The sequence below is a fragment of the Aeromonas sp. QDB54 genome, from assembly GCF_027707385.1.
Lineage (GTDB): Bacteria > Pseudomonadota > Gammaproteobacteria > Enterobacterales > Aeromonadaceae > Aeromonas > Aeromonas hydrophila.
In genome coordinates this window covers 150471-176109 of sequence record NZ_JAPCIT010000007.1, presented here as the reverse complement: position 1 = coordinate 176109, position 25639 = coordinate 150471, and the positions used below count along the sequence as shown (strand labels likewise).

Below are 25639 nucleotides of genomic sequence, written 5' to 3'. Positions count from 1 at the left end.
CTAGATTAATATTTTTTTGTCGATAATCCGGTTTCTACTTGATGAATTGCTGAGCCATATTCATCAATCAGCACGGCTGGTAGTGTCCCTTGAGCATGTCGATGAGGGCGCGCAGCCCGTTGCCCAGCTGATGGCGACTGGGATAGAAGAGCGAGAAACCGACGAAGGTGGGGCACCAGGGCTCCAGCACGCTCACCAGGGTGCCCTCGGCCAGCTGCCTGCTCACCTCCTCTTCCAGGCAGTAGGCCAGCCCCAGTCCCGCCTCGGCCGCCCCCAGGTAGAGGGCCGGTGTGCTGGTGGTGAGCGGCCCGGTCACTTCTATCTCCAGCATGGAGCCCTCCTCGCCGGCAAAGGCCCAGCGATAGTGATGGGAGGGGGTGAGCCGATAGCCGATGCAGGCGTGCCGGGTCAATTCGCGCGGGTGCTGCGGGGTGCCGTGCTCGGCCAGATAGGCGGGGGCGGCTACCACCAGATAGCGCTGGGGTGGGCCGAGCGGTACCCCGATCATCTCCTTGGGCAGCAGATCCCCATAAAAGAGGGCGGCGTCATAGCCATCTTCGATGAGGCGCGGCATCAACTCCTGCTCCACCACCTCCACCTGCATGCGCGGGTAACGCACCATGTAATCGATCAGCACCGGGGCCAGCAACTCATCGATGGCGCCGCGCGGTGCGCTGATCTTCAGCCTTCCTACCGGTTCGTCGCTGTGACGGGCCAGTTCACCCAGCGCACTCTCCAGATGGCTCAAAGTCGGCAGCAACTGGGTCAGCAGGCGCTGACCGGCATCTGTGGGTACCACGGCGCGGGTACTGCGATTGAGCAGCCGTACCCCCAAACGGGTCTCCAGCCCTTTCAGGCTGTGGCTTAGGGCGGAGGCAGACACGCCGAGTTCGAGGGCGGCCTTGCTGAAACTCTGGTGGCGGGCGACGGCGGCAAACACCGCCAGTTCGGCGAGATCGGTACGGGTGATGGCCATATTAATTCAGCGAAAAAATGTTGAGCAACAGGGTACGCCAGCGGACGGCGGGGCACAACCTGAGCAACAAATGAGCGAATGTAAGCAATTTGTTGTACCTACAAGGATATAGATACGGGTGAAACTACCTCTATTTGTTAACGGCTGTTCACAAAATTGGGCTCGTAACGTGATCTCTGACGCCAGAAAGGCGATTCCAGTCAAACTTTGGTTGATTAATTCAAAAAAACACTGTGATCGCTAAGGGGATTTAATTAGAGTCAGCGCATCGGAACAAAGGCGTGTTAGCGAGTTGTAAAGTCTGACGCGTTTGTGGCCCTCGGGCCTATGACCCGCCGGCTTGTTTGTTGCAATTTGGTTGTTACATGGAGTGATGACCAGCTTGCCGGGCCGACGGGATGAGAATAACAGGGATGGACTGCAGGAGTTCCAGGGAGATGGAACAGGGCATTGCGCCCGGTTGACTAGAAATTTTCTATTTTCCTTGATGACAGGAACACCCCTATGTCTGACATGAACATTGCAGTAGAAGGCAGCTTAGCCAGTAATGCGTCTTCCCGTGGCATCAACAAGGCCGATGTGGTCTGGATGCTGGGTCTGTACGGTACCGCCATCGGTGCCGGTGTACTCTTCCTGCCGATCAACGCCGGTGTAGGTGGTCTGTGGCCGCTGGTTGCCATGCTGGTCCTGGCCCTGCCGCTGACCTTCTTCGCACACCGTGGCCTGACCCGCTTCGTGCTGTCCGGCTCCACCCGTGATGGCGACATCACCGAGGTAGTAGAAGAGCACTTCGGCAAGACCGCAGGCAAGTTCATCACCCTGCTCTACTTCTTCGCCATCTACCCGATCCTGCTGATGTACTCGGTAGCCATCACCAACACCGTCGAGAGCCTGATGGTGCACCAGCTGGGCATGACTGCACCTCCCCGTGCCATCCTGTCTCTGGCGCTGATCCTGGGTCTGATGGCGATCGTTCGCCTCGGCGGCCAGGTTATCGTCAAAGCGATGAGCGTGCTGGTATTCCCGTTCGTGATCACCCTGATGGGCCTGGCGCTCTACCTGATCCCGCACTGGAACGGTGCCATCATCACTGAAGCTCCGGCTCTGGGTGATGCCTTCAACGGCGACTTCCTGAAGACCCTGTGGCTGGCCATCCCGGTCATGGTGTTCTCCTTCAACCACTCCCCGATCATCTCCTCCTTCGCGGTGGACAACAAGGGTCGTTACGGTGAAGGTGCCGAGAAGAAGTGCAGCAACATCCTGCTGGGCGCCCACGTCATGATGGTGATGACCGTTATGTTCTTCGTATTCAGCTGCGTACTGAGCCTCTCCCCGGCTGACCTGGCTGCTGCCAAAGAACAGAACATCTCCATCCTGTCCTACCTGGCCAACCACTTCGACAACCCGGTTATCGCCACCGTGGCTCCGCTGATCGCCATGGTCGCCATCAGCAAGTCCTTCCTGGGTCACTACCTGGGTGCACAAGAGGGCATGAACGGTCTGATGGCCAAGTCCCTGCGTGAGAAAGGCAAGAACGTTGACGTCAAGCAACTGAACAAAGTGACCGCAGTGTTCATGATCCTGACCACCTGGGCCATCGCCACCATCAACCCGAGCATCCTCGGCATGATTGAAGACCTGGGCGGCCCCATCATCGCGATGCTGCTGTTCCTGATGCCGATGTACGCCATCACCAAGGTGCCGGCCATGCGCAAATACGCTGGCAACATCAGCAACGTGTTCGTGACCCTCATCGGCCTGATCGCCATGTCCGGTATCATCTACAAGCTGATTGCCTGATAACACGGGTTACCCGCTTGAATGAAGAAGCCGCCTCGCAAGAGGCGGCTTTTTTTATGGCCGGGATTCAGGGCTGGGCGTTGTCGATGTTCTCCACCTGCCAGAGGGCGTAGCCCTTGCCGGAGGCAGTGGTGGGCAGGTCAATCTGCATCAGGTCATTGCCGATGACGAAGGGGCCCGAGTAGCGGGCGCGCAGGCTCTGCGCCAGATCCTTCACCCCGAGCTGGCCGTTGAGGCCGATATGGCTGAACACGGTCAGTGCCGGTTTGGCTTCATTCATCACCCGGGCGGCCTGCTCGGGGGAGGCAAGGTGGCCGGCGATCGCCCGGTAGCCCGGGTTGGCCTTCATGCGGGCGGCGGAGGTCATGGAGACGCAGTGCACCAGCAGATCGGCCCCCTTGGCCTCTTTCACCACCTGCGGGCTGTAGCGGGTATCGCCGGATAGCACCACGCTGTGGCCGTGGTAGTCGATGCGATAGCCAAACGACGGCTTGATGTTGACCCCGTGGTCGTTGTCAAAGGCGGTCACCTTGACCCCATCCTGGTTGTAGACCACCCCGGCTGTTACCTCGTGGCTGTTGATCTTCACCCCGTCCAGCGGCGTGCCTTCATCCTTGACCCGGGTGGCGATGTCGGTGGCGTAGGCCTGCTGCAGGCCGCTCGCGAGGGCATCGGTGCCCCTGGGCCCGTAAAGCTCCATCGGCGCGTGGCGCTGGCCATAGGCCGGTTGCAGCCAGCCGGTCAGCCAGAGATCCGCCAGCCCGTTGGTGTGATCCGAGTGGAAGTGGGTGAGGAAGAAGGCGTTGACCCGGCCGATGGGGATATGCAGCTGCCACAAGCGGGTGGCGGAGTTGCGGCCAAAGTCGAACACCAGCTTCTGGTTGCCCGCCTCGACCAGGGTGCTGTAACCGCCGCGGCTGATCTGGGGCACCGGGGTGCCGGTGCCGAGCAGGCTGACCCGGAAGATATCGGGCTGGGCTTGAGTCGCGGCCAGTGTCGCGCTGACGGGGGCGTTCTGCTGCGGGTTGATAAAGCTGCTCTCGGCAGCCTGGCTGACGCCGGTGGCCAGCAGACCGACCAGCAGGGCGGCCAGATAGGTACTTTTCATGAATGTATGTCCTGATAGGTGAGGTTGCTGGTCACTATATTGGCAACCAAAAGTGCGATAAATTGGCCAAAAACTATTTCTTACTAAACTTTTGGTTGTGAATGTAGGCTGCTTGCAGCGGGCCAAATGGCCTAGAAACGTGGGCAAAGGAGGGGTTGTGGACCGATTGACCAGCATGCGCATCTTCACCCGGGTGGTGGATCTCGGCTCCTACAGCGCGGTGGCGAGCGAGCAGGGGATCAGCGCCCAGATGGTGGGCAAGCATGTGCAGGGGCTGGAGCAGTGGCTGGGGGGCAAGCTGTTTCACAAGACCACCCGCCAGCAGACCCTGACCGAGCTGGGTCAGCTCTTTCTGGCCCGCTGCCAGCGGGTGCTGGAGGAGCTGGCGCTGACCGAGTCGCTGACCCAGCACCTGTTGGCCGAGCCCGCCGGGCGGCTGCGCATCGCCGCTCCCTTAAGCTTTGGCCACCACCGGCTGGTGCCGCTGCTGCCCGCTTTTCTCGACCGTTACCCCAGGCTGGAGGTGGATCTGCAGCTCACCCCGCGCTGGGTCGATCTGGTGGAGGAGGGGTTCGATGCGGCCATCCGCACCCTGCGCCCGCAGGATGAGGCGCTGATCGCCCGCCCGCTGCTGACCCAGCACTACCGCCTCTGCGCCGCGCCCGACTACCTCGCTCGCCACGGCGTGCCCCGTGATCCGGCCGATCTCGCCAGCCACCAGTGTCTGCACGGCAACTGGGGCGAGCACGAGCGCTGGCAGTTTGTCGGGGGCGATGGCCAGAGCGAGGAGGTACGGGTGGCCTCGCGCCTGCGCATCAACCACTGGCCGGCGCTGCTGACGGCGGCACTTTCCGGGGCCGGTATCACCTTGCAGCCGGCCGAACAGGTACGTGACCATATCGCGGCGGGGCGGCTGTTGCCCCTGCTCGATACCTACCGCATTCCGGACAAGACCCTCCATTTCATCTACCCGGCGGCGCGCCGGCAGGTGCTCAAGATCACCCTGTTGGGGGATTTTCTGGCGGAGGCGCTGCGCCACCGCAGCTGACCTCGACTCACCCGCGAGCCTCCCGGCCTGAATAAAGCGCTGCATATTCTTGCCATCGTGCTTAACAAAGGGGCGGGGTAGGCCTAACATGGCGGGATGTTTTTCTAGTCGGGACAAAAGGATATGTCTGGGTTGAAAAAGGATCTCGGGCTCTGGCAGGGGATGGGGCTGCTCGCCACCTCGCTGCTGGGCACCGGGATCTTCGTGGTACCGGCGACTGCCGCCTCGCTGGCGGGTGGGGCCTCGCTGTGGGCCTGGCTGCTGCTGATTGCGCTGGTGCTGCCGATTGCCTTTACCTTCGCTCGTCTCGGCCGCCGCTACCCTCACGCCGGCGGCGCGCCGCACCTCATCGGCCTCGCCTTTGGCAACGGCGCCGAGCGCTTCTCCGCCTTCCTGTTTCTGGCGGTGCTGCCGGTGGGCCTGCCCGCCGCCCTGATGATCGCCGCCGGTTTCTGGCACGCCCTGTTCGATCTGGGGGAGTGGACCCTGTGGGGCATCCAGCTGCTCACCCTGCTCGGAGTTTTTTTGCTGGGGCTGAGCGGGGCACGCTCCTCCGGCAACCTGCAGTTGCTGATCGCGCTCGCCATTTTGGGACTCACCCTGCTCATCTGGTTCAAGGGGGATATCAGCTGGCGCGACGCGGCCCGGCCGCTGCCGACGACGGACGAGTGGCCCGCCATGGCCACCGCGCTGGCGGTGATGTTCTGGTGTTTCGTCGGGCTCGAGGCCTTCGCCCACATGGGAGAAGAGTTCAAGCGACCGGAGCGGGATTACCCTATCGCCCTGCTTGGCGGCGTGCTGCTGGCAGGGCTCATCTACTGGGTGCACTCGCTGGTGGTGCTCAAATACGGCCTCTACGGCGATGAGGCGACCAACGCCACCGCCATTCCGGCCCTGCTCTCGCTGCTGTTCGGCCCCACCGCCAAGTGGCTGGTGGCGGTGCTCGGCTATCTCTCCTGCTTTGCCAGCATCAACATCTACCTGCAGGGGTTTGCCCGGCTGATCTGGAGCATGGCGCGCGAAGGCAAGCTGCCGGTCTCGCTGGCCCGCCTCACCGCCCGCGGCGCGCCGCTGCGGGCCTTGAGTCTGGTGCTTGCCATCTGTCTGGTCTGCATCACCCTGATCATCTGGCTGCGACTGCCCCTCGATGAGCTGATCCGCTACGCCAATGGCAACTTCGTGCTGGTCTACCTGCTCTGCATGGCGGCGGGCTGGCGCCTGCTCGGCGGGGTGGGCAAGGGGCTGGCGGGGGTGAGCGTGCTGCTCTGTGCCCTGGTGCTGGTGGCGCTCGCCTCCCAGGTGCTCTATGCCGTGGTGCTCAGTCTGGGGTATGGCTGCTTCTCGTTGTGGCGGCGCAGACGCCGTCGCTCGGCATCCGATGAGGGTGTCTGCGCCATCAAGTAACCCGAAAAAAAGCCCCGCAGTGCGGGGCTTTTTGTTGCAGGTCACAGGCTGGTGGGCAGGTCGCTGCGCAAGATGGCGTAGTGGCGCAGGGAGATGAAGCCATCCCCCTTGCGTTCGCACTCCCGCGCGGTGCCCTCGTAGTGAAAACCGGCCCGCTCGAGCAGGCGGGCGGAGGGAAGGTTGGGCTCCTCCACCACTGCCAGCAACCGGTGCAGCTCGCTGGTGCGATAAGTGAGCGGCAGCCACAGCCGCAGCGCCGCGCTCATCATCCCCTTGCCCCAGTGTTCGGGATAGAGCCAGTAGCCCAGCTCCGCCCGCCGGTGAGTCGGGTCGACATCGTTGTAACCGATGGCGCCGAGCGGTTCGCCCGTGTGCCGATCGCGAATGAGGTGCCAGGCGCCACGGCCGGTGCGGATCAGCTCGGCATACCAGGCCATCTGGGCCTGGCACGCCGTCAGGCTGTCGTAGCTGACGCCGTAGTAGGCGACGACCCGCCGATCCGACAGGCCGCGATAGATGTGGGGCAGATCGGCGTCGCTGACCGGATCCAGCCTGATGTGGGGTTGTTGCGTTGCTGTCATGGTGGCTCCTTGCGGCCAACCGGAGTTGGCCGCGAGTGTTGAGTCAAACAGGGATGGCTGGCAGAGCCGGTTGATGGCTCTGCTCATGATCCGACCAGCCCGAGCTGGTCGGTGAGCCTGGTCAGCTCGTCGCGCCACTGCTGCTGCAGGCGCGGGGTCTGGTGCCTGGGCTTGCGGGCCAGATCGGCGGCGAGCAGGGCATCGAGTTCATACCAGCGTGCCAGCAGCGCCTCTTCGTCATCCGCCGGGCTGGCCGGGACCTGCCCCATGGCGGGGGCGGCCAGGTTTGCCTTGTCTGCTGCCGGCGAGGGCGCATCGCCGAGCAACTCGGCATAGGCCCGCTCGGCGCTGTGAGCCTCCTGGATGAGGCCGTCCTTGATCAGCCAGAAGCGGTTGCAGCTGCGCTCGATCAGCTCCCTGTCGTGGGAGACCAGCAGCACGCCGCCCGGGAAGGCGGCAATGGCCTCGGCGAGCTCCTCCTTGCCCGCCAGATCCAGGTGGTTGGTGGGCTCGTCGAGCCAGAGCATGTGGTGGCTGCCGAGCGACAGGGCGAGAAACAGCAGCCGTGCCCGCTCGCCACCGCTCAAGGTGTGCACCTGCTGGCCGTGGCGGGCATAGGGGAAGCCCGCCCGGATCAGCGCCTGACGCCGGGTGGTCTCCGGCAGAGGGGCCAGCGGGTAGAGGGCGTCGCTCAGGGTGGCGCCGTCAGCCAGCTGCTGCAGGGACTGATCGTAATAGGCGATGCTGGCGCCGGGGTGGCAGTACCAGCCCGCCTGCGGGCTCTGCGCGGGCAGTTCGCGCCAGCACTGGCGCAGCAGGGAGGACTTGCCGGTGCCGTTGGCACCGAGCAGGGCGACCCTGTCCCCCGCCCGCAGCCAGAGCCCTTCTGCCCGCAGCAGCGGCGGCAATGCGGGTGCCGGCGCCACGTCGAGGGCCTCCAGCCGCAGCAGAGTGTCGGCGGGCAGGCTCAGTCCGCGCAGTTCGAGCCGCCAGGGGGCCAGCGCCGCCACCTGGCTCTGCTCCTCCTGCAGGCGGGCGATGCGTTTTTCCATGGATTTGGCCTGGCGCACCAGCTTCTCGTTGTCATGCTCCCGCCCCCAGATGGCGAGGCGTTTGCTGCTGGCGCTCAGGCGGTCGATCTCCTTCTGTTCGTCGGCCCGGCGTAGACGGGCCTGCTCGTCCTCGGCGGCCAGCGCCGCCCGGGCCTGGCTGCAGGGCAGGGCGAAGCGGTGCAACTGGCCATCGCGCAGGATCAGGGTCTGCTCGGTGACCCGGTCGAGCAGGCGACCGTCGTGGGAGACCAGCACGAAGGCGCCGCGCCAGCCCAGCAGAAACTGCTCTAGCCAGAGCAGGGCGGGCAGATCCAGGTGGTTGCTGGGCTCATCGAGCAGCAGCAGGTTGGGTTGGCGCAGCAGGGCACGGCCTATCTGCAGCCGGCTGTGCTGGCCGCCGCTCAGCGCACTGACCGGCAGCGCGGCCTGGACCTCCAGCTGCAGCTCGGCCAACAGCTTGTCCACCTGCCATTCGGCGCTCGGGTCGTTGCCCAGCGCATCCAGCAGCACGGCGCGGGTGTTGAGGGTTGAAAGCCTGGCCGGCAGTTGCTGGGCCACGAACTCGCAGCGACAGGCGGCAGCCTGTATGACCCGGCCGGCCTGGGGCGTGCGCTCGCCCGCCAGCAGCGCCAGCAACGTGCTCTTGCCGCAGCCGTTGGCACCGACCAGGCCAAGCCGGTCGCCCGCGCGGATGCCGAGTTCGAGGTGGTCAAATAACGGAAGGTGCCCCGCACTCATCTGCAGGGAATGGGTACTCATCAGGGTTGTCATGCTCTTGCTCTCTTAAATCGCGGGATCAAAAATCCCTGTCATCAGGAGCGCTGGCGACAACGGCAGAGTCGAGAAAGGTCTCGGTATGGAAGGGAGTCGGCTTTGCTCGAACCCGCTATCGCAGCGCGATGGTATGCAGGCAAGAGCACGCGAATGTGCCGAACAGGCGAGCCGAGAACATCGGACACGCTTGGATAACCATTTTTTACCTCCTTGTGTTTCGTGATGGCACGGTGCGGCGATTATAAGCGCAGAAAAAATAACCGTCTATCCATGGCGGTGCCCTGCGGGTGAGGCGGGAAGGCGCGTTGTCAGCGGCGGGACAAAAAAACGCCCCGCTGGGCGGGGCGTGGTGATGGGGGTCAGTCGCGCGGGGTCTTGAGCGCCTGGATCACATCTTCATTGGGGGCCAGCCCCTCCACATGGTTGAAGCTGTCCAGCCCCTCCTGCGGGTTGATGGTGAAGGCGTCGGCGCTCAGGTAGCTGCCGCTGCCGGCACTCTCGACCACGACGATGAGCTCGGGCTGCTTGTCGCCGTTGAGATCCAGCAGCTTGAGCTCCTTGATGCTGCCATCGCGCGGCAGCACCTTGCCGTCGATGAACTGATCCAGCGGGAACTGGGGGTTGGCGCCGGAGTAGAGGCGCACGTCGTAGCTGCCGGTGGAGGCAGGTTCACCGCGCCCTTCGCTGACGGTCACTACCTGGCCTGAGGGGAGCGTCAGCTGTTTGAAGAACCCGTCCGCCGCCTGGCTGGCGAGGGGCAGGGTGAGCAGGCCGAGTGTCATGAGCAAGGCTTTCATCGGTTTGACCCTTGTTACTGTGGCGGCGGTTGCCCGCCACCTGTGTCACTGTGCGAACCGGCCGGGAAGCCCCCGCCGGTTCGCGTCATCCGCCCCTCATCGGGGCGGTCATTACCAGATCTTGACCCGTTTGGCCGGGTCCAGATAGAGCTTGTCACCCGGCTGAATCTTGAACGCCTCGTAGAAGGCGGGGATGTTCGGCACCACGCCGTTGACCCGGTATTCCGGCGGCGAGTGGGGATCCGAGGCGAGCAGCATCTGCATCAGCTCGGGGCGATACATGCCCTTCCACACCTGGGCCCAGCCGAGGAAGAAGCGCTGCTCGCCGGTGAAGCCGTCCAGCACCGGGGCCTCCTTGCCATCCAGCGACAGCAGGTAGGCCTTGTGGGCGATGGTGAGGCCGCCCAGATCGCCGATGTTCTCCCCCAGGGTGAACTGGCCGTTGACGAACTGCCCCTTGATGGGCTCGAAGCGGTTGTACTGGGCCACCAGCCGGCTGGTGCGGAAGCGAAACTCCTTGAGATCCTGGGGAGTCCACCAGTCACGCATCACGCCGTCCCCGTCGGATTTGGCGCCCTGATCATCAAAACCGTGGCCCATCTCGTGACCGATCACCCCACCGATGGCGCCGTAGTTGACCGCATCATCCGCCGTCATGTCGAAGAAGGGGGGCTGCAGGATGGCGGCCGGGAAGACGATCTCGTTGTTGCTCGGGTTGTAGTAGGCGTTCACCGTCTGCGGCGACATGTGCCACTCGTCTCTGTCTACCGGCTTGCCGAGGCGCGCCAGGTTGTCGGCGTATTCGAAGGCGCGGGCCCGCTGCAGGTTGCCCACCAGATCGTCGGCACGGATCGCGATGGCGCTGTAGTCCTTCCACTTGTCCGGGTAGCCGATCTTGGGGCGGAACTTGGCGAGCTTCTCTTTGGCCTGGGCCTTGGTGGCCGGCGACATCCAGTCCAGCTCCTCGATACTCTGGCCGTAGGCGGTGCGCAGGTTCTCCACCAGCTGCTCCATGCGGGCCTTGGCCTGGGGCGGGAAGTAGCGCTCCACGTAGAGTTTGCCTACCGCCTCGCCCAGATGATCGTCCAGCACGCCGAGGGCCCGCTCCCAGGGGGCGCGCTGCTTGGGCGTGCCGCTCAGGGTGGTGCCGAAGAAGGCAAAGTTCTGGGCATCGGTCTGGCTGTCGAGGTAGGGGGCGTAATCGGTGATGAGGTGCCACTTGAGGTAGGCCTGCCAGTCGCCGACCGGGGTCTGCTGCATCACCTCGTTCAGGGCCGCGAGATAGGTGGGCTGGCCGATGATGAGGCTGCTCTGGCCGGCGAGACCGGCCTGGGTCAGGTAGGCATGCCAGTCGATGGCGGGAGCGAGGCGTTTGAGCTCGCTCTGGGGCCCCTTGTTGTAGTTCTTTTCCCGATCCCGCAGGGTGACGTTGTCCCACTGGATCCGGGCGAGTTTGCTCTCGAGGGCCAGGATGCGTTTGGCCTTGGCCCCCGCATCCGCCTCGCCGAAGCGGCCCAGCATGGTGGCGATGTGCTGCTCGTATTTCTGGCGCAGCGCCTGGCTGGCAGCATCCGTCTTGAGGTAATAATCCCGATCTGGCAGACCGAGCCCGGCCTGGTAGAGGTAGATCGCATAGCTGTCCGGCGCTTTGGCGTCGGCATCGACCCAGAAACCGAACGGGGCACCGCCGCCGTTGCGACCGCTCTGGGCGAAGGCCCGGGCCAGATCCTGCGGCGTGCGGATCTGCTCGATCTCGCTCAGCATCGGCATCAGCGGCGCCGTGCCCTTGGCGTTGCGGGTCGTCTGATCCAGGTAGCTCTGGTAAAGATCGTGGATCTGCTGGGCCGGTGTGCCGGCGGCGGCCTTGCTGTCCAGCCCTTCCACCAGCACCCGCACGTCCGCCAGGGATTTGTCGCGCAGCATGTAGAAGGCGCCGTCGGCGGGCCTGTCGTCCGGGATCTTGGCGGTGGAGAGCCAGTGGCCGTTCACGTAGCGAAAGAAGTCGTCACCGGGTTTGACGCTGGTGTCCATGTTGGCCAGCGCGAGGCCGGAGTGTTTGTCTGCGCCGTCCGGGGCCTGACTGCAGCCGGCCAGCAGGGCCAGCCCGACGAGGGCGGCCAGTATGCTTTTTTTGTTGTTCATTATGTTGGATTCCAATTCGGGTTATGCGGCTTCCTTGCCCACGCAGGGAGCGTCTCACTCTAGCAGCCGGGTTAGCGCTTGATAAGCCCGAGTCTGCTAAGATCGGCCTGGTCGTATTGGGGAAGCCTATGATTTCTCGTATTTATTCTCGTTTTTGTCAGACTCTGCCCGCGCCGGAAGGTTCCAGTGGTCTGCTGGTGGCCTTCAGCGGTGGGCTCGACTCCACCGTGCTGCTGGTGCTGGCGGCCCGCTTTGCCGGCGCCCACGGCCTTGCCCTGCGCGCGCTGCACGTCCATCACGGCCTGAGCCCAAATGCCGACGAGTGGGTGGCTCACTGCGAAACGGTGTGTCAGCAACTGGCGGTGCCGCTGCTGGTCGAGCGGGTGCAACTGCAGCGGGATAGTGGCGACAGCCTGGAGGCGCAGGCGCGGGAGGCCCGCTATCTGCATCTCGCCGCTCAGCTGGGGGAGGGGGAGTGGCTGCTCACCGCCCATCATCAGGACGATCAGCTGGAGACCCTGCTGCTGGCGCTCAAGCGCGGCGCCGGCCTGCGCGGGCTGGCGGGCATGGTGCCGAGCCAACCCTTTGCCGCTGGCCTGCTGCTGCGCCCCTTGCTCGAGGTGAGCCGGGCCGAGCTGGCCGATGCGGCGGCCAGCCTCCCCTATGGCTGGGTGGAGGATGAGAGCAACCAGGATGTGAGTTATGACCGCAACTTCCTGCGCCAACGGCTCATTCCCCAGCTCAAGGCCCGCTGGCCCGCCATGGCCCAGACCGCGGCGCGCAGCATGGCGCTGTGCGCCGAGCAGGAGGCGCTGCTGGAGGAGCTGGCAGAGGCCGACTGGCGGTTGGCGGCGGCAGGAGAGGCGCTGCAGATCGCGCCGCTGCTGGTCCTGTCAGGCACCCGGCGCAACAACCTGCTACGTTACTGGATCCGCCGCCAGGGGGGCGAGATGCCCTCCCGCGAGCAGCTCGGTCTGCTCTGGCAGGAGGTGGCGCTGGCACGGGAAGACGCCAATCCCCAGCTCAACTGGGGCGGGCAGAGCTGCCGCCGCTTTCAGGGCCGGCTTCATCTGGTGCGACCCGGGCTGCAGCCTCGCCATGAGCAGCTGACATTGGCTGTGGGGGAGACGCTGATCCTGCCGGACGGGCTGGGGGAGGTGCGCTTGCTGCCGCGGCTGGAAGGGGAGGGGCTGCGGCTGCCAAGGGCGGACGAGCCGCTGTCGGTGCGCTTCGGGGTGGCCGCCGGCAGCATGCTCAGGCCGGTAGGGCGTGGCGGCAGCCGGCGCCTCAAGAAGCTGCTGCAGGAGTACGGGGTTCCCTCCTGGCAGCGCGGCCGCATTCCCATCCTCTATTATGGCGAGCAGGTGGCGGCGGTGGGCGAGCTGTTCCTCTGTGACGGATTCATGACGCAGGGCGCCGGTCTGGCCTGGCACTGGCTGCCGGCGGCGGCCTGTCAGCCCCCGGCGTGACGCTCTCATTTGCCAACGCGGATAACGGACAAGGCCGGCATATGCCGGCCTTGTCGTATTCAGCGGCTGGTCGGTTCAGTCCAGCAGGCCGGCCTTGCCCGCCTTCTTGCGGGCATAGAGGTGGGCATCGGCGGCCTCGTACAGGCTGTGCACGTCCACCCCGGACTGCCAGCTGGCGGCTCCCAGGCTGCAGCCGACCGAGAAGGTACTGAGCTCCTTGTGAGTCAGCAGCATGTGCTGCAGACGCAGCCAGACCGGGCGCCAGGCCTCGGGCTCGGCGGGTTGCAGCAGCAGGGCGAACTCGTCGCCGCCGAGGCGAAACGCCTGATCCGTGCTGCGGATGCAGTGGGTCAGCAGTTGGGCGAAGCGGCTTAGCACCAGATCGCCGACCGGGTGGCCCCAGGTGTCGTTGATCTGCTTGAAGTTGTCGAGATCCAGCAGCACCAGCACCAGGCCGTGGGATTCCCGGCTGTGCTGCTCTACCGCCCGGCCGATGGCTTCGTCGAAGTAGGAGCGGTTGCCGAGCCCGGTCAGGTGATCGAGCCTGACCTGCAGCTCCAGCTGTGACAGGCGCAGGTAGAGGGGCAGGGGCAGGCAGAGCAGCTGGTGATACTGCTGCAGGATCCGCTGCTGGCTGCCGCTCAGGGCATGTTCCAGGGTGTAGTGCAACTGGCCGATCAGCTGGCCATGTTGGCCGCGCAGCTCGAACGGGTAGCTGTGCAGGGTCAGGCTGGCCTGGGGCGGATGCTGGATCAGGGTATGAGGTTGGCCGCAGTCGAAGTGCAGGCTGTGGATCCGGACAATTCTTGCCGCACGATCGGCAAAGGTTGCCAGCAGGCTGCCGAGGTCCATCTGCACCAACAACAACTCGAGCAACTGGTTGCGATCCTGACTGGCCAGCGGCGTGAGCCGCTCCATCTGGCGAACCCACTGCTCGATGCCATGTCCCAGACCATTCAATGATGATGTGTTTTCCACGGTACAGCCCTCAAACAACCTACTTCCTGACTCTTACTTGCAATCCTTGTGCCCAAAATATGTTCGATGCGAACAAGAGTGGCTGGCTAGGCTTAAGTAGATAAAAAGGGAGGAAATATTGTACGCAGATGTGTTGATCCTGCTGCTTGCCGCCGTCTTGTTGGTGGCGATTTTCCGGCGCCTCGGCCAGCCGGTGATCCTCGCTTACCTGCTTGCCGGGGTACTGCTCGGCCCCTATGGCGTCGCCGTGATCACCGGCCAGGCGATCATGCAGACCATCGCCGAGCTCGGCATCGTCTTTCTGATGTTCTCGCTCGGGCTCGAATTCTCGCTGCCCCGGCTCATCGCCATGCGCCGGCTGGTGATCGGGGTGGGCGGTCTGCAGGTGCTGCTCACCTCCCTGCTGTTTTTCGCCATCGCCTGGTGGTGGGGCCTGAGCCTGCCCCAGGCGCTGGTGGTATCGGGCACCTTGGCGCTCTCCTCCACCGCCGTGGTGATCAAGCAGCTGGGGGAGCAGAAGCAGCTGCACACCCGCCGCGCCCAGCTCGGGGTGAGCGTGCTGCTGTTTCAGGATCTGGCGGTGGTGCCGCTGTTGGTGATGATCCCCATCCTGGCCAGGCCCGAGATCCAGGGCAGCGCCCTGCTGGCGGAGATCGCCTGGGCCACCCTCAAGGGACTGTTTGCCCTGTTGAGCCTGCTGGCTGTGGGCAAGTGGCTGCTGCCGCTGCTGTTTCACGAGGTGGCGCGGGCCCGATCCGACGAGCTGTTCGTGCTGAGCGCCCTGCTGGTGGCGCTGCTGGCCGCCTCGCTGACCCAGTGGATGGGGCTCTCCATGGCGCTGGGGGCCTTTCTGGCGGGCATGATGCTGGGGGAGTCCCACTATCGCCATCAGCTGGAGGTGGACATCCGGCCGTTTCGGGACGTGCTGATGGGGCTCTTCTTCATCACCATCGGCATGACCATGGACTGGCAGCGGGTGGCGCAGGACTGGTGGTTGGTGGCCACCAGCGTGCTCTGCCTGATCCTGTTCAAGTCCCTGCTGGTGCTGCTGGCCGGCCGGCTGATGGGGGAGCGCAAGCGCGATGCCATGGCGGCGGGGATCATGCTGAGCCAGGTGGGGGAGTTCGGCTTCGTGCTGCTGGCGCTGGCCAACCACCACGGTCTGCTCGACCATCGGCTGGTCTCCCTGCTCATCGGCATCGGCGTTACCTCCATCGCCATGACGCCCTGGCTGGTGTTGCAGGCCCATCATCTGGCCCGCTCCCTCACCGATCCGGCCCTGCTCACCCGCTCCGAGGTGGCCCAGTCGGGACTTAGCAAGAGCCAGCACGTGATCATTGCGGGCTTTGGTCGGGCCGGTCAGACCTGCGCCCGTTTTCTCAAGCAGGAGGAGATCCCCTTCCTGGCGCTGGATCTCGACCCGGAGCGGGTGAGCGAGGCCAAGTCGGCGGGGGAGCAGGTGGCGTTCGGCGATGCCAGCCGCCGCGACATCCTGCTGGCCGCCGGCCTGCTGCGGGCCCGGCTGGTGATCATCACCTTTGACGATCACAAGCGGGTCGAGGCCATGCTGGCGCTGATCAGAGAGCTGGCGGGGGAGGTGAAGGTGCTGGTGCGCACCCGGGATGACAGCTTTCTGGAGGCGTTCAAGCGGGCGGGTGCCTTTGCGGTGATCCCCGAATCCCAGGAGGGGGCCCTGATGCTGGTCTCCCACTTGCTGCTCAACTGCGACATTCCCATCGGCCGGGTGATCCGGCGCATGGAGCACGAGCGCAGCAGCCAGTACCGCTTTTTGCACGGTTTCTACTGGGGGGATCAAAGCGCCGGCAATCTGGAAACGGATCAGCTGCTCGAGCGGCTGCACCCCGTGCTGCTGCACGAGCAGGCCTGGGCGGTGGGGCGCAGCGTGCAGGCCCTGGCGCTGGAGACGGTGCGGATCAAGGAGGTACAGCGCGGCGAGCTGCGGCTGGAACCCAAGCCAGAGCTGGTGCTGGCGACAGGGGATCGGCTGGTGCTGTTCGGCAATGGGGTGGCGGTGGAGCAGGCGGAGCAGCGCCTGCTGGAGGGGCGTTAGCCCTCCCTCAAGGTGTGTTCACCCTCGCCACAGGTGAGTGAACCGCTTGCTGGCGTGCCGGCTCCCCCTTCAAGGGCCCAATTCAAGCTTCGACCGGTACCGCCTCTTCTATCCCCAGAAACGCTTCGACCCGCCGGCGCTCGTTCAAGGTATCCAGGTAGCCCAGCTTGATCAGCTGCTGGCAGTAGCCGGGATAGAACATCAGGAAACTGGCCAGGCTGCTGGTCTCGTCCCCCGTCACCCCCAGTACCCGCAGCAGGCGGCGCAGGTGTACCGGCAGCTTGCGCAGATAGGCCAGCGCCAGCAGATCGAGATCCTGGCTCGGCTTGAGCACGCAGGTCTCCACCCGTTTGAGTTTCAACCGGTTGCGCTCCCGCTCCGGGATGAGATCCAGGGTCTGGTTGATGCGCCACAGCCGCTCCAGATCCGAGTTGAGGGTGTCGGTGAAGACGGTGTCCAGCAGGTGGCTGGCGATGTTGGAGCTGGTCAGGTGGCCATGGTGGAAGGTGGGGGCCGTGTGCGCCGGCGGATCCAGGGTGATCAGCAGGATCCGCTCCGCCCCCAGGTGGATGGCGGGGCTGAGCGGGCTCAACTGATGGATGGAGCCGTCGCCGTAGAACTTGTCGCCGATGTGGGTGGCCGGGAAGACGAACGGCAGCGCCGAGGAGGCGAGCAGGTGATCCGAGGTGAGCAGGGTGCGCAGCCCGCGCCGTCTGGCCCGCTCCCACGGCAGGTGCTCCGCTCGCCCCTGAAAGAAGGTGGTGGAGAGGCCGTCGTCGTAGTCGGAGGCGGTGATGGCCAGCGCCTCCAGACTGCCGTAGAGGATGTTGTCGTCGATGCGGTGATAGTCGATGAGCTGATCCAGCAGGCGGCGCAGCGGCGCGTTGTCGAACAGGTGAAAGGCGTGGTTGGTGTGGGGATTGATGAGCCCCGCCGAGCCCTCGTACATCAGCCGCCACAACAGGCGCCCCGGGTGAAAGTCAAAGATGTGGTGGGTCTCGAAGCGGCGCCAGACCCACTCCAGCTTGCGTACCCCCAGATGAAAGCAGGAGGCGTAGCAAGCCAGCGCGGTGACATTGATGGCGCCGGCCGAGGTGCCGCACAGGATGGGAAACGGAATGCCGAGATTGCGGGGATAGAACTCGGCGATCGCCTTGAGGGCGCCGACCTGATAGGCGGCGCGGGCACCACCACCGGTCAACAGAAGAGCTGTGTTGGGTTTGGCCATGATACTGCGCCTTATGCATGCCACTGGGGGTGTTGCCACCGAGCAATTTAACTATAAGACGCTGCATCAAATATAAAAACAGGCCTGCCAACCATTTTTTGCAGGCCCTTTTTGAGGCTGTTCAGTTGGCGCGGCGGACGGCGCTCAGCTGATCGAACGCGGCGAATGCGGGGGCACTGGCGAGGATGCGGCCATGGCCGAGTCCGCGGGTGCTCACCAGCCGGGTGCGGCCATCCTGGGTGGCGCGCAGGGAATCACCATGCGGGGCGAAGCGATCCTCCTCGTCGTGCACTATGATGGCGGGCCCGCTGCGGCCGGCGAGCCGCCCCAGCGGGTCGACCGTGCTCAAGGGGTGCTGGTACTCCTGTTCAATCTCCTTGACCACCGCATCGAACAGCCGGATGGAGTAGCCGGAGCGCGCCACCATGCCGTAGAGCTGGGGCACGTAGTCGAGCACCGGCGAGATGAGCAGCAGCGGCAGGGCATCCAGCTCGCGTCGGCGGCTGGAGAGGGTGACGGCGCCCCCCATGCTGTGGGCGATGACGCCCTGCAGCGGGCCGTACTCCGCCGTCATCTTTTCCACCAGTTCGTCGAAGGCGCGCACGAAGCGGGGCAGGTGGCCGGTATGGCCGGCGCTGTGGCCGTGGGCCGGGTGATCGTAGGCAATGGCCGTGAAGCCCTGGGCCGCGATGTGGCTCATCAGCGGGTAGAACTGGCCGGCGCTGCCTGACCAGCCGTGCATCAGCAGCCAGACCGGCCCCTGGCCGAGCCGGTAGCTCATCAGGGTGCCTTCGCTGGTGTGTACGGCCTGTTTGACCAGTCCGGCCGGTGCCGTGTCATCCCGCTGGTTGCGCTGGGGGGTGAGCAGCAGCTTGCTGGCGGTGCGCTTGGCATGAGCGGGGGCCAGGATGTGATGCAAGCGGGTGCCAAGGCCAAGCAACCATTTGCTCGGGCTGAAGCGGCGGGTGTTGAAGTAGATCTTGCTGCTCATGGTCATCCTGTGGTTTTTATGTGCGAACGGTCGTGCTTTTTTGTCGGTTTTAAAAAAGAGAGGTCAATCTATCAGCGCCAGCCATCCAGCAGCGTCTCCACCTCGGGCCAGAAGTGGCGGGCCGGATCCTGACACAGATCGAGGGCATTGAACACCTGATCCGCCAGATAGAGGCCATAGAGGCGATAGACGGCGCGCCAGGGATCCATGTCGCTGCGCCACTCGCCCTCGCTCTGTCCCTGCACCACCTGACGGGCCAGGTAGTCGAGCCAGAAGCGCACCAGCTGGCGGGCGGCCTGCTGCACCTCCCCCTCCTGGGCCGAGGTCCAGGCGTCGAGGAACATGCAGCGGCCGGCGAAGCACTGGTTCCAGGCCAGCCAGGCCTGCAGCAGGGCAGTCAGCTTCGCTCGCTGGCTGCCGTGCTGCTGCTGGCGCACCGGCTGGATCACCCGCTCCCGGAACACCTCGGCGGCGTACTCCAGCACGGCGATCTGCAGGTTGTCGCGGGACTGGAAGTGGGCAAACAGGCCGCTTTTCGACATCTCGCAGGCGCTGGCAAGGGAGCCGATGGTGAGGCTCTCCAGCCCCTGCTGGCTCGCCTGCTCGAACGCAGTCTGCAAAATGTTGTCGCGGGTCAGCCGGCCCTTGCTCATCGCACTCTCCTTCATTGACCGGAGCAGCATAAAGTACGACCGTGCTATTTGTCGAGCAACGAATCGGCCTGCAAGTGGGGATGAGGCGGACTCAGTCGCCCTTGATATCCATCTGCTGCAGGGCGATGACCGCCTGGGTGCGGTTCTTGACACCGAGTTTTCTGAAGATGGCGGTGATGTGGGCCTTGATGGTGGCCTCGGAGACGTTGAGCTCCCAGGCGATCTGCTTGTTGAGGCTGCCGTCACGCAGCATCACCAACACCTTGTACTGCTGGGGGGTGAGGCTGGCCAGCTTGCTGGCAAAATCGGTGCCCTCACTGGGCTCGGGGTGGAGCGAGATGCCGGCCGGCACCCAGTTGTCACCCCCGATCACCGTATTGAGGGCGTTGACCAGCTCCTTCATCGGCGCCGATTTGGGGATGAAGCCGAGCGCGCCAAGGCGCAGCACCTGCTGGATGATGGCGGGTTCTTCCGAAGCCGACACCACCACGATGGGCAGGTCGGGATACTGGCCGCGCAGGTGGGCGAGACCGGAGAAGCCGTTGGCCCCCGGCATCTTGAGATCGAGCAGCAGCAGGTCGACTTCCGGGTGCTCACCCAGCAGGTGGGCCAAGCTGTCGATGGAGTCCGCTTCCAGCAGCTGGGCATCGTCGATGGCCATGTGCACCGCTTGATAGAGGGCGCCCCGAAACAGGGGGTGGTCATCTGCGATGACGATGGTAAATTGGCTGTCCATTGCTCACATTGTTGCTAACTGATTGTTTTGGAAAATCAAACTAGCACCGCTCCCGGAGAGGGTCAAACCTGCCGGCGTGCAAATGTGAAGCGACCGTCGGATGTCGTGCCATTGGGGCAGATGGGATGGTCATGAACAACCCATGCAGGAGGCAATAGATGGGATCTCTGGTATTGACGGTGGGCACGGGCTCCACTTGGGCGATGCGGGCAGCGCTGGTGCTGGCCATGAGCGGGCTGGAGTGGCAGGAGCAGGTGTTCGACCTGGAGGATGCCAAGGAGCTGCAGCGGCTCAAGCGGCTGGCCCCCGCCGGCCTGGTGCCCTGGCTCGATCACGACGGCGTGCGGATACACGACTCGCTGGCCATCGCCGAGTACCTGCACGAGCTCTGCCCCGCGCGCCGGCTCTATCCAGAAGCGCGAGCCGAGCGGGCGCTGGCCCGCAGTCTCTGCGCCGAGCTGCACGCCGGTTTTCGCCAAATTCGCACCCTGCTGCCCTTCTTCCTCGGCGCCCCGACCCGCAGCGAACCGCCGGTGGAGGCCATCGGCGAGCTGGCCCGGCTGCAGACCATCTGGTCCCAGGCACGGGGCCCCTTCTATTTTGGCGAGGCGGGGATCCTCGATGCCTTCTATGCGGTGATGGCCTACCGGCTGGCGAGCTACGGCATCCAGCTGCCGGGGCTGGCGGGCGCCTATCAGCAGGCGCTGCTGGCCTGGCCGCTGTGGCAGCAGACCCTGGTCAAGGCGCGTCTGCAGTGGCCGGCGGCCGCTCATCAGCCGCAGTGAACCCGCGGGCATAACCGCTGTAAACAGCTTGTGTAAACAGAGAGGGGAGCCACTGGCTCCCCTCTCTGTTTGGGTTTGATTCCTTAAGCTGGATTACGGCTGGCGGCCGGCGAACACCACCACCACCTTGTCATCTCCCTTCTCCCGCACAAAGGCATAGGGGCTGTCGGCCAGTTTCTTGTGGCTGCCCGCCGCCACGGCCGGGTGGGCGGCGCGGAACTGGCCGAGCCGCTGCCAGTGCTTGACCAGCTCGGCCTTCTCGCCGCTGGCCAGCTCCTGCCAGTTCATGTCGGAACGCAGCGCCTGATCGAACACGCCGCCATCTTTGGCGAGCCCGCGGCCGGACTCATCGCCGTAGTAGATCTGGATGCCGCCCGGCAGCAGCATGAAGCTGCTGGCAACCCGGCGCTGCAACGGCACGTCCTGATAGTCGCCGAAGAACAGCTTGGTGTCGTGGGAGCTGATGTAGCTCAGCACGTTGAACTCGGGATCCTGATTGATGCGGCTGGCGTAGCTGGCATAGGTGGGCTCGGCGCTGGCCAGACACTGGGCCTGGGGCAGGGCGAACTCGCGCTGGTAGTCGAAGTTGATCAGCGAATCGAAGCCGTGTCGGTACCAGAAATCCTTGGCAACCCCGTGATCCCACACCTCACCCACCATGTAGAAGGGGAGGTCGTCGAGCTTCTTGGCCGAGTTGGCTGCCTTCCACTCCTTGAGTGCGGCAGTGCCCGCCTGTTTTAGCTTTGCCCACACCTCGGGCTCCAGATGCTTGACGGTGTCGGCCCGAAAACCGTCGATGCCAAAGCGGCGCACCCAGTCGGTGTGCCAGGCAATGAGATAGTCGCTCACGGTAGCGTTGGGCAGCGGCTTGGCTTTGGTATCTTTTTTCGCCGTCAGCAGCGGCGGCAGCCCCACCGGCTTGGTTGATTCGGTCAGGAAGTCCGGCAGCCCCGCCACCGAGCCGGTGACGTCGTCGGTGCCAGGTTGCGGATAACCGGGCAGACCGGCACGCACCCAGTCACCGCTCCACCACTTGTCCCACTTCGGCGACTGGTAGTCGATGAACTGGTTGTAGCCATGCCAGTTGAGGCCACCGCTCGGGCGCCACTGGTTCCAGACGGTCGGCAGCTTGTCTGTGTTCTGTGTGAGATCGGTGAGCCCAAAATCCTGCAGGTCGGCGAGGGTGGCGTAACCGGCGTGGTTCATCACCACGTCGAGGATGATGCGCATGCCGCGCTTGTGGGCCTCGTCCACCAGGGTCTTTAGACTCTCTTCGTCGCCGTAGTTGGGGTCAATTTTGGTGAAGTCGAGCGCCCAGTAGCCGTGATAGGCGTAGAAGGGGAAGTTGCCCTGCTCGCCGCCGCCGATGAAGCCGTGCACCTGCTCCACCATGGGGGTGATCCAGATGGCATTGATGCCGAGCTGCTTGATGTAATCGAGCTTGGCGGTCAACCCCTTGAAGTCGCCGCCGTGCCAGGTGGCCACTTCATCCTGACCATCCTTTTGGCGCCCGAAGCTGTGGTCGTTGGCGGGATCGCCGTTGTTGAAGCGGTCGGTCAGCAGGAAATAGACGCTCGCCTGATCCCAGCTGAACGGCGCTGGCTTGGCCGCCTTGACCGGCTCGAGCAGCAGCAGGCCACCGCTCTCTTTACTCGGCGTCAGGGTCAGCTTGCCACCCTTGACCACCCCTTGCTGGTCGGAGTAGGCGTCCCGCAGCTGGGTGCCGTCGGGCCAGACCCCTTTCAGGGATACGGTGACCGGGCCGCCATCCCAGCTGATGCAGGGCTCCGCTGGCGGCTGGCGTTTGAACTCGCTCTTCTTGGTGGCTCGCAGTACCTTGAGGCTGGGAGTATCCGGGTTGAAGGTGAACTGATAGTCCCCCGCCAGCATCACCCGCAGGTTGAAGTGCTGCCCCTTGCTGCACTTGTCCATGGGCTGGGCGGTGCCGAAGGGGAGAGGCTTGGCCTCGCTCGGGCCGAAGCTGGTGCCGCAGCTGTTGCCTGCGTCGCTGATGCGGATCTGGTGGCTCCCCTTGGTGAGCGGATGGGTCATCTGCACCGCCCCCTTGTCCAGTGTCAGCGGTGCGCCGACCGGCTGGTCATCCACGTAGAGGCGCACCTCTGCGGCCATGGCCTGATGGAGGAAGAGGGGGCTGGCCAGCAGGGCGAGCCAGAGGGAAGAAACCGAGGGAGTGCGACGCATAAGCCATTCCTTGCTGGGGTTAAGCGGACCAGATTGCCGTCAATGGGGCTCATTCTAGGAGGCATGAGGGCGGGCTTGGACAGGCAAACCGTCGATTTGTGACATCAGTTCAAATGGTTACGTTTTCAAGAATGGAAAAGTGTGAGCGGGGTGTCGCGCCCATAAAAAAAGCCGGTCGATAGACCGGCTTGTTGCATTGCCACCTTCGTCACACGGTGAAGAACTTGAAGTTGACGAAGGCCACCGCGATGAAGGAGGCCACCATGCCGCTCAGGCAGAGCACGGCCGGGCGAATGGCCGGCCAGCGATGGGTCAGCAGTATGATCGCCAGCATGGTCGGATAGAGGCCGAACATGTAGCGCGGCATGGCGTTGAGCCCTGTCATCAGCGGAATGGTGCAGCAGATGAACATCAGGGTCGCCTCGGCCCAGCGCTTCTGGCTGAACAGATAGAGGTTCAGAGCCCAGCCGAACATCACCATAATGGAGAGGTAGGATTTGCGTCCGCCCAGTTCGAAGCCGCTCAGCCACCAGTCCAGCGGGCTGTCCATGTAACGGCCCCAGGCCACCTGGATGTGCTTGAACGCCAGCGCGTCACCGGTGAGGTGATAGAGGTAGAACATGTAGGCGAACAGGCCGAGCGGGATCATCCAGAGGGTGAACACCACCTTGAAGGCGCGCTCGGTGAAGCGGAAGAACTCGCGCCAGCCGTAGGCCTGCAGCGCCAGGATCAGCACCGGGAACACCATCATCACCCCCAGGTTGCGGGTGGCGGAGATGAAGACGCCGAGCAGCGCCACCATCAGCCACTGCTGGCGATAGGCGAACAGGAACATGCCCAGCATCAGCGCCATGAACATCGACTCGGTATAGCCGGAGACGAAGTAGGCGGAGAAGGGGGAGAAGGCGAGCAGCCAGACGCCGAAGCGGGCGGTGTCGTCACCCAGCTTGAGCTGACGCAGCACCAGCAGCATCAGCGGCAGGCTGATGAAGAACGCCAGGTTGGCTACCAGCATCAGGCCGATCAGACTCTCGACGTTGAGCAGGTTGGAGATGGTGCCTGAGATCATCGGGTAGAGCGGCATGAAGGCCCAGTTGGCCGCATTGCCCTTGCTCAGCCAGCGCGGGTAGAGATCGTAGCCGTTCTCGATGATGCGCTGGAACCAGACGCAGTCGAACTGGCAATAGGCCTGCAGCGGGCCTATGTCGGGGGAGCCGTAGAGCTGCACGCCGAAATAGCCCATGCCGTAGAGGGCGGCCCGGCTCAGCACGAAGGCGGCGATGATAATCAGCCAGTCACGGCTGCTGATGGCCAGTGACGGGCGATAGGGGCCCGCATTGTCAGGGGTGATGGAGGTAGTCATGTCATTCATCAGGCAAATACCCAGATCCTGGAGAGGAGGTAGGTGAGCACGGTGACCGTCAGGGTGGCGATCACCACCGGCAACAGACCGGAAAGACCCGCAAACAGCAGACCGCTCAATATCAGGTTACGCACCGCCAGCGAGAAGAGGGCAACCAGCAAGAACTTGCTGGCGGCACCCTGCTTCTGGAAGGTGATGTAACGGTGACCGAAGAAGGAGAACCAGAAGGCGATGGCAAAGGCCAGCGTCGTCACCAGGTGCTCCGAGATGGTGGGCCAGGTGTGAAACAGGGTGATGGAGGTGCCCAGATCGACGAGGGTGGCCCCCCCGCCGACAAACCCGAAACGTACCAGCCGCCAGAATTCCTCGCGGGAGATCATTGAGACGCCTGCTCCTGCTGGTCATCAGCGGCTTTCGCAGCAGCAGCCTTCTTGCCGGCGCTCTTCTTGCTGCCGGTGGCGGCGTCCTGCTTCGGCTCTTCATCCTGCTTGGCATACTGGCCGTACACCCCTTCGATGAGGTAGACAGGGCGCTGCTTCACTTCCACGAACATGCGGCCGATGTACTCACCGATGATACCGAGCGACAGCAGCTGGATACCGCCGAGGAACAGCACCACCGACATCAGGGAGGCGTAACCCGGCACGTCGATGCCGAAGAAGACCACCTGAGTGACGATCTTGAGGATGTAGAGGAAGGCGACAAAGGAGACGCCGACGCCGACGTAGCTCCATACCCGCAGCGGCCAGCTGGAGAAACTCATCAGGCCGTCGAGGGCGAAGTTCCACAGCTTCCAGTAGTTGAACTTGGTCTCGCCGGCATGGCGGGCGGGGCGCTCGTAGGGCACACCGACGGCACGGAAACCGGCCCAGGCGAACAGCCCCTTCATGAAGCGGTTGCGCTCCGGCAGCTGCTTGATCGCCTCGACCACCTTGCGGTCGATCAGGCGGAAGTCACCGGCGTTCTCCGGCAGCTTGGTGCTGGTGGAGAGGGCGTTGAAGAAGCGGTAGAAGCCGCCGGCGGTGAGGCGCTTCATCGGGGTGTCGGCACTGCGATCCACCCGGATGCCGTAGACGGTGTCGTAGTCGCCGGTCTGCCACAGTTTGACGAATTCGAGAATGAGTGCGGGCGGATCCTGCAGATCCACGTCCATCGGCACCACGGCATCACCCTTGGCGTGATGCAGGCCGGCGGTCATGGCCGCTTCCTTGCCGAAGTTGCGGGCCAGGTTGACCAGGGTGACGCGCGGGTCGCGGGCGATGGCCTGTTCGACCACCTCACGGGTGCGGTCGCGGCTGCCGTCGTTGACGAATACTATTTCCAGCTGATCCTTGAGCGGCGCCAGTTCGTTATCTATCGCGTTGATGAAGGCATCTATGCTCTCTTCCTCGTTGTAAACGGGAACGATCAGAGAGAGTCGAAAATCGGCATGCGACATGAAAACTTCCTTATTTGGAAAATTATTTTATAAAACAGCGTAT

General features: G+C 64.2%; 21 protein-coding genes. 6 read left to right on the top strand and 15 right to left on the bottom strand.

The genetic code is table 11. From position 1 onward, the window contains the following. Window positions 1-67: 67 nt before the first annotated feature. On the bottom strand, window positions 68-976 hold the full coding sequence (locus tag PG881_RS09180; protein ID WP_270799471.1) for a LysR substrate-binding domain-containing protein: 909 nt from the start codon (window positions 974-976) through the stop codon (window positions 68-70). 504 nt (window positions 977-1480) lie between these two features. Here PG881_RS09180 and PG881_RS09175 point away from each other — a divergent pair. After that, window positions 1481-2776, top strand: a complete 1296-nt coding sequence (locus PG881_RS09175) for an HAAAP family serine/threonine permease (RefSeq protein WP_180345202.1) — start codon at window positions 1481-1483, stop codon at window positions 2774-2776. Window positions 2777-2843: 67 nt separating this feature from the next. Here the strand turns inward: PG881_RS09175 and PG881_RS09170 are convergent, their stop codons facing one another. After that, a complete protein-coding gene (locus tag PG881_RS09170) occupies window positions 2844-3884 on the bottom strand; it encodes an MBL fold metallo-hydrolase (RefSeq protein ID WP_270799467.1) in 1041 nt (346 codons plus the stop codon). 157 nt (window positions 3885-4041) lie between these two features. Here PG881_RS09170 and PG881_RS09165 point away from each other — a divergent pair, with 157 nt between their 5' ends. Together PG881_RS09165 and yjeH are read left to right on the top strand one after the other, a co-directional pair. Then, window positions 4042-4932, top strand: coding sequence for a LysR family transcriptional regulator (locus PG881_RS09165; RefSeq protein ID WP_270799465.1), 891 nt, complete (start codon window positions 4042-4044; stop codon window positions 4930-4932). A 123-nt stretch (window positions 4933-5055) separates the two neighbouring features. After that, on the top strand, window positions 5056-6336 hold the full coding sequence (gene yjeH / locus PG881_RS09160) for an L-methionine/branched-chain amino acid transporter (RefSeq protein WP_270799462.1): 1281 nt from the start codon (window positions 5056-5058) through the stop codon (window positions 6334-6336). A 41-nt stretch (window positions 6337-6377) separates the two neighbouring features. Here yjeH and PG881_RS09155 read toward each other — a convergent pair whose 3' ends face one another. From PG881_RS09155 to PG881_RS09140, 4 genes are all read right to left on the bottom strand, one after another. Further along, window positions 6378-6917, bottom strand: a complete 540-nt coding sequence (locus PG881_RS09155) for a GNAT family N-acetyltransferase (protein ID WP_270799460.1) — start codon at window positions 6915-6917, stop codon at window positions 6378-6380. 83 nt (window positions 6918-7000) lie between these two features. Next, a complete protein-coding gene (locus PG881_RS09150) occupies window positions 7001-8740 on the bottom strand; it encodes an ABC-F family ATP-binding cassette domain-containing protein (RefSeq protein WP_270799458.1) in 1740 nt (579 codons plus the stop codon). 362 nt (window positions 8741-9102) lie between these two features. Then, window positions 9103-9540: a PliI family lysozyme inhibitor of I-type lysozyme gene (locus PG881_RS09145; protein WP_016349890.1), complete on the bottom strand. Its 438-nt coding sequence runs from the start codon at window positions 9538-9540 to the stop codon at window positions 9103-9105. A 111-nt stretch (window positions 9541-9651) separates the two neighbouring features. After that, complete coding sequence (locus PG881_RS09140) at window positions 9652-11682, bottom strand: M13 family metallopeptidase (protein WP_270799456.1); 2031 nt, start codon at window positions 11680-11682, stop codon at window positions 9652-9654. Window positions 11683-11810: 128 nt separating this feature from the next. Here PG881_RS09140 and tilS point away from each other — a divergent pair, with 128 nt between their 5' ends. Then, window positions 11811-13151 carry a tRNA lysidine(34) synthetase TilS gene (gene tilS, locus PG881_RS09135; protein ID WP_270799454.1) on the top strand — a complete coding sequence of 447 codons (1341 nt, stop codon included), beginning with the start codon at window positions 11811-11813 and terminating at the stop codon, window positions 13149-13151. Between the two features lie 75 nt (window positions 13152-13226). Here tilS and PG881_RS09130 read toward each other — a convergent pair whose 3' ends face one another. Then, the gene (locus PG881_RS09130; RefSeq protein WP_043163089.1) at window positions 13227-14147 is read right to left on the bottom strand and encodes a GGDEF domain-containing protein; all 921 of its coding nucleotides are present in this window, start codon (window positions 14145-14147) and stop codon (window positions 13227-13229) included. Window positions 14148-14247: 100 nt separating this feature from the next. On the opposite strand from PG881_RS09130, the gene PG881_RS09125 reads away from it, so the two are divergent. Further along, window positions 14248-16200: a monovalent cation:proton antiporter family protein gene (locus tag PG881_RS09125; protein ID WP_043167091.1), complete on the top strand. Its 1953-nt coding sequence runs from the start codon at window positions 14248-14250 to the stop codon at window positions 16198-16200. A gap of 82 nt (window positions 16201-16282) precedes the next feature. Here the strand turns inward: PG881_RS09125 and PG881_RS09120 are convergent, their stop codons facing one another. The 4 genes from PG881_RS09120 to PG881_RS09105 form a co-directional block, all read right to left on the bottom strand. Continuing rightward, window positions 16283-17428 (bottom strand): patatin-like phospholipase family protein, encoded by a 1146-nt coding sequence (locus tag PG881_RS09120; protein WP_039213379.1) that lies wholly within the window; start codon window positions 17426-17428, stop codon window positions 16283-16285. A 121-nt stretch (window positions 17429-17549) separates the two neighbouring features. Continuing rightward, entirely contained in the window at window positions 17550-18419 is an 870-nt protein-coding gene (locus tag PG881_RS09115) for an alpha/beta hydrolase (RefSeq protein WP_270799445.1), read from the bottom strand. Between the two features lie 71 nt (window positions 18420-18490). After that, the gene (locus tag PG881_RS09110) at window positions 18491-19072 is read right to left on the bottom strand and encodes a TetR/AcrR family transcriptional regulator (protein ID WP_017408581.1); all 582 of its coding nucleotides are present in this window, start codon (window positions 19070-19072) and stop codon (window positions 18491-18493) included. 91 nt (window positions 19073-19163) lie between these two features. Next, complete coding sequence (locus PG881_RS09105; protein ID WP_270799439.1) at window positions 19164-19808, bottom strand: response regulator transcription factor; 645 nt, start codon at window positions 19806-19808, stop codon at window positions 19164-19166. 158 nt (window positions 19809-19966) lie between these two features. On the opposite strand from PG881_RS09105, the gene PG881_RS09100 reads away from it, so the two are divergent. Then, the gene (locus PG881_RS09100) at window positions 19967-20593 is read left to right on the top strand and encodes a glutathione S-transferase (RefSeq protein ID WP_270799437.1); all 627 of its coding nucleotides are present in this window, start codon (window positions 19967-19969) and stop codon (window positions 20591-20593) included. Between the two features lie 93 nt (window positions 20594-20686). Here the strand turns inward: PG881_RS09100 and PG881_RS09095 are convergent, their stop codons facing one another. The 4 genes from PG881_RS09095 to PG881_RS09080 form a co-directional block, all read right to left on the bottom strand. Next, window positions 20687-22795, bottom strand: a complete 2109-nt coding sequence (locus tag PG881_RS09095) for an alpha-amylase (protein ID WP_270799435.1) — start codon at window positions 22793-22795, stop codon at window positions 20687-20689. A gap of 208 nt (window positions 22796-23003) precedes the next feature. Next, window positions 23004-24167, bottom strand: coding sequence for a hypothetical protein (locus tag PG881_RS09090; RefSeq protein ID WP_270799433.1), 1164 nt, complete (start codon window positions 24165-24167; stop codon window positions 23004-23006). Further along, a complete protein-coding gene (locus tag PG881_RS09085; protein ID WP_077096227.1) occupies window positions 24167-24538 on the bottom strand; it encodes a GtrA family protein in 372 nt (123 codons plus the stop codon). The genes PG881_RS09090 and PG881_RS09085 overlap by 1 nt, the downstream gene beginning before the upstream one ends. Beyond that, complete coding sequence (locus tag PG881_RS09080; protein ID WP_029301561.1) at window positions 24535-25596, bottom strand: glycosyltransferase family 2 protein; 1062 nt, start codon at window positions 25594-25596, stop codon at window positions 24535-24537. Before PG881_RS09080 ends, PG881_RS09085 begins: the two co-directional genes overlap by 4 nt. Window positions 25597-25639 lie beyond the last annotated feature (43 nt).

Bases quoted from the DNA above. Each gene is read 5' to 3' on its own strand.
- PG881_RS09115 (WP_270799445.1), bottom strand. From the start codon at position 18,419: ATGAGCAGCAAGATCTACTTCAACACCCGCCGCTTCAGCCCGAGCAAA.
- PG881_RS09120 (WP_039213379.1), bottom strand. From the start codon at position 17,428: ATGGCCAAACCCAACACAGCTCTTCTGTTGACCGGTGGTGGTGCCCGC.
- PG881_RS09155 (WP_270799460.1), bottom strand. From the start codon at position 6,917: ATGACAGCAACGCAACAACCCCACATCAGGCTGGATCCGGTCAGCGAC.
- PG881_RS09170 (WP_270799467.1), bottom strand. From the start codon at position 3,884: ATGAAAAGTACCTATCTGGCCGCCCTGCTGGTCGGTCTGCTGGCCACC.
- PG881_RS09110 (WP_017408581.1), bottom strand. From the start codon at position 19,072: ATGAGCAAGGGCCGGCTGACCCGCGACAACATTTTGCAGACTGCGTTC.
- PG881_RS09080 (WP_029301561.1), bottom strand. From the start codon at position 25,596: ATGTCGCATGCCGATTTTCGACTCTCTCTGATCGTTCCCGTTTACAAC.
- PG881_RS09145 (WP_016349890.1), bottom strand. From the start codon at position 9,540: ATGAAAGCCTTGCTCATGACACTCGGCCTGCTCACCCTGCCCCTCGCC.
- PG881_RS09175 (WP_180345202.1), top strand. From the start codon at position 1,481: ATGTCTGACATGAACATTGCAGTAGAAGGCAGCTTAGCCAGTAATGCG.
- PG881_RS09105 (WP_270799439.1), bottom strand. From the start codon at position 19,808: ATGGACAGCCAATTTACCATCGTCATCGCAGATGACCACCCCCTGTTT.
- PG881_RS09100 (WP_270799437.1), top strand. From the start codon at position 19,967: ATGGGATCTCTGGTATTGACGGTGGGCACGGGCTCCACTTGGGCGATG.
- yjeH (WP_270799462.1), top strand. From the start codon at position 5,056: ATGTCTGGGTTGAAAAAGGATCTCGGGCTCTGGCAGGGGATGGGGCTG.
- PG881_RS09140 (WP_270799456.1), bottom strand. From the start codon at position 11,682: ATGAACAACAAAAAAAGCATACTGGCCGCCCTCGTCGGGCTGGCCCTG.
- PG881_RS09090 (WP_270799433.1), bottom strand. From the start codon at position 24,167: ATGAATGACATGACTACCTCCATCACCCCTGACAATGCGGGCCCCTAT.
- tilS (WP_270799454.1), top strand. From the start codon at position 11,811: ATGATTTCTCGTATTTATTCTCGTTTTTGTCAGACTCTGCCCGCGCCG.
- PG881_RS09085 (WP_077096227.1), bottom strand. From the start codon at position 24,538: ATGATCTCCCGCGAGGAATTCTGGCGGCTGGTACGTTTCGGGTTTGTC.
- PG881_RS09095 (WP_270799435.1), bottom strand. From the start codon at position 22,795: ATGCGTCGCACTCCCTCGGTTTCTTCCCTCTGGCTCGCCCTGCTGGCC.
- PG881_RS09180 (WP_270799471.1), bottom strand. From the start codon at position 976: ATGGCCATCACCCGTACCGATCTCGCCGAACTGGCGGTGTTTGCCGCC.
- PG881_RS09150 (WP_270799458.1), bottom strand. From the start codon at position 8,740: ATGACAACCCTGATGAGTACCCATTCCCTGCAGATGAGTGCGGGGCAC.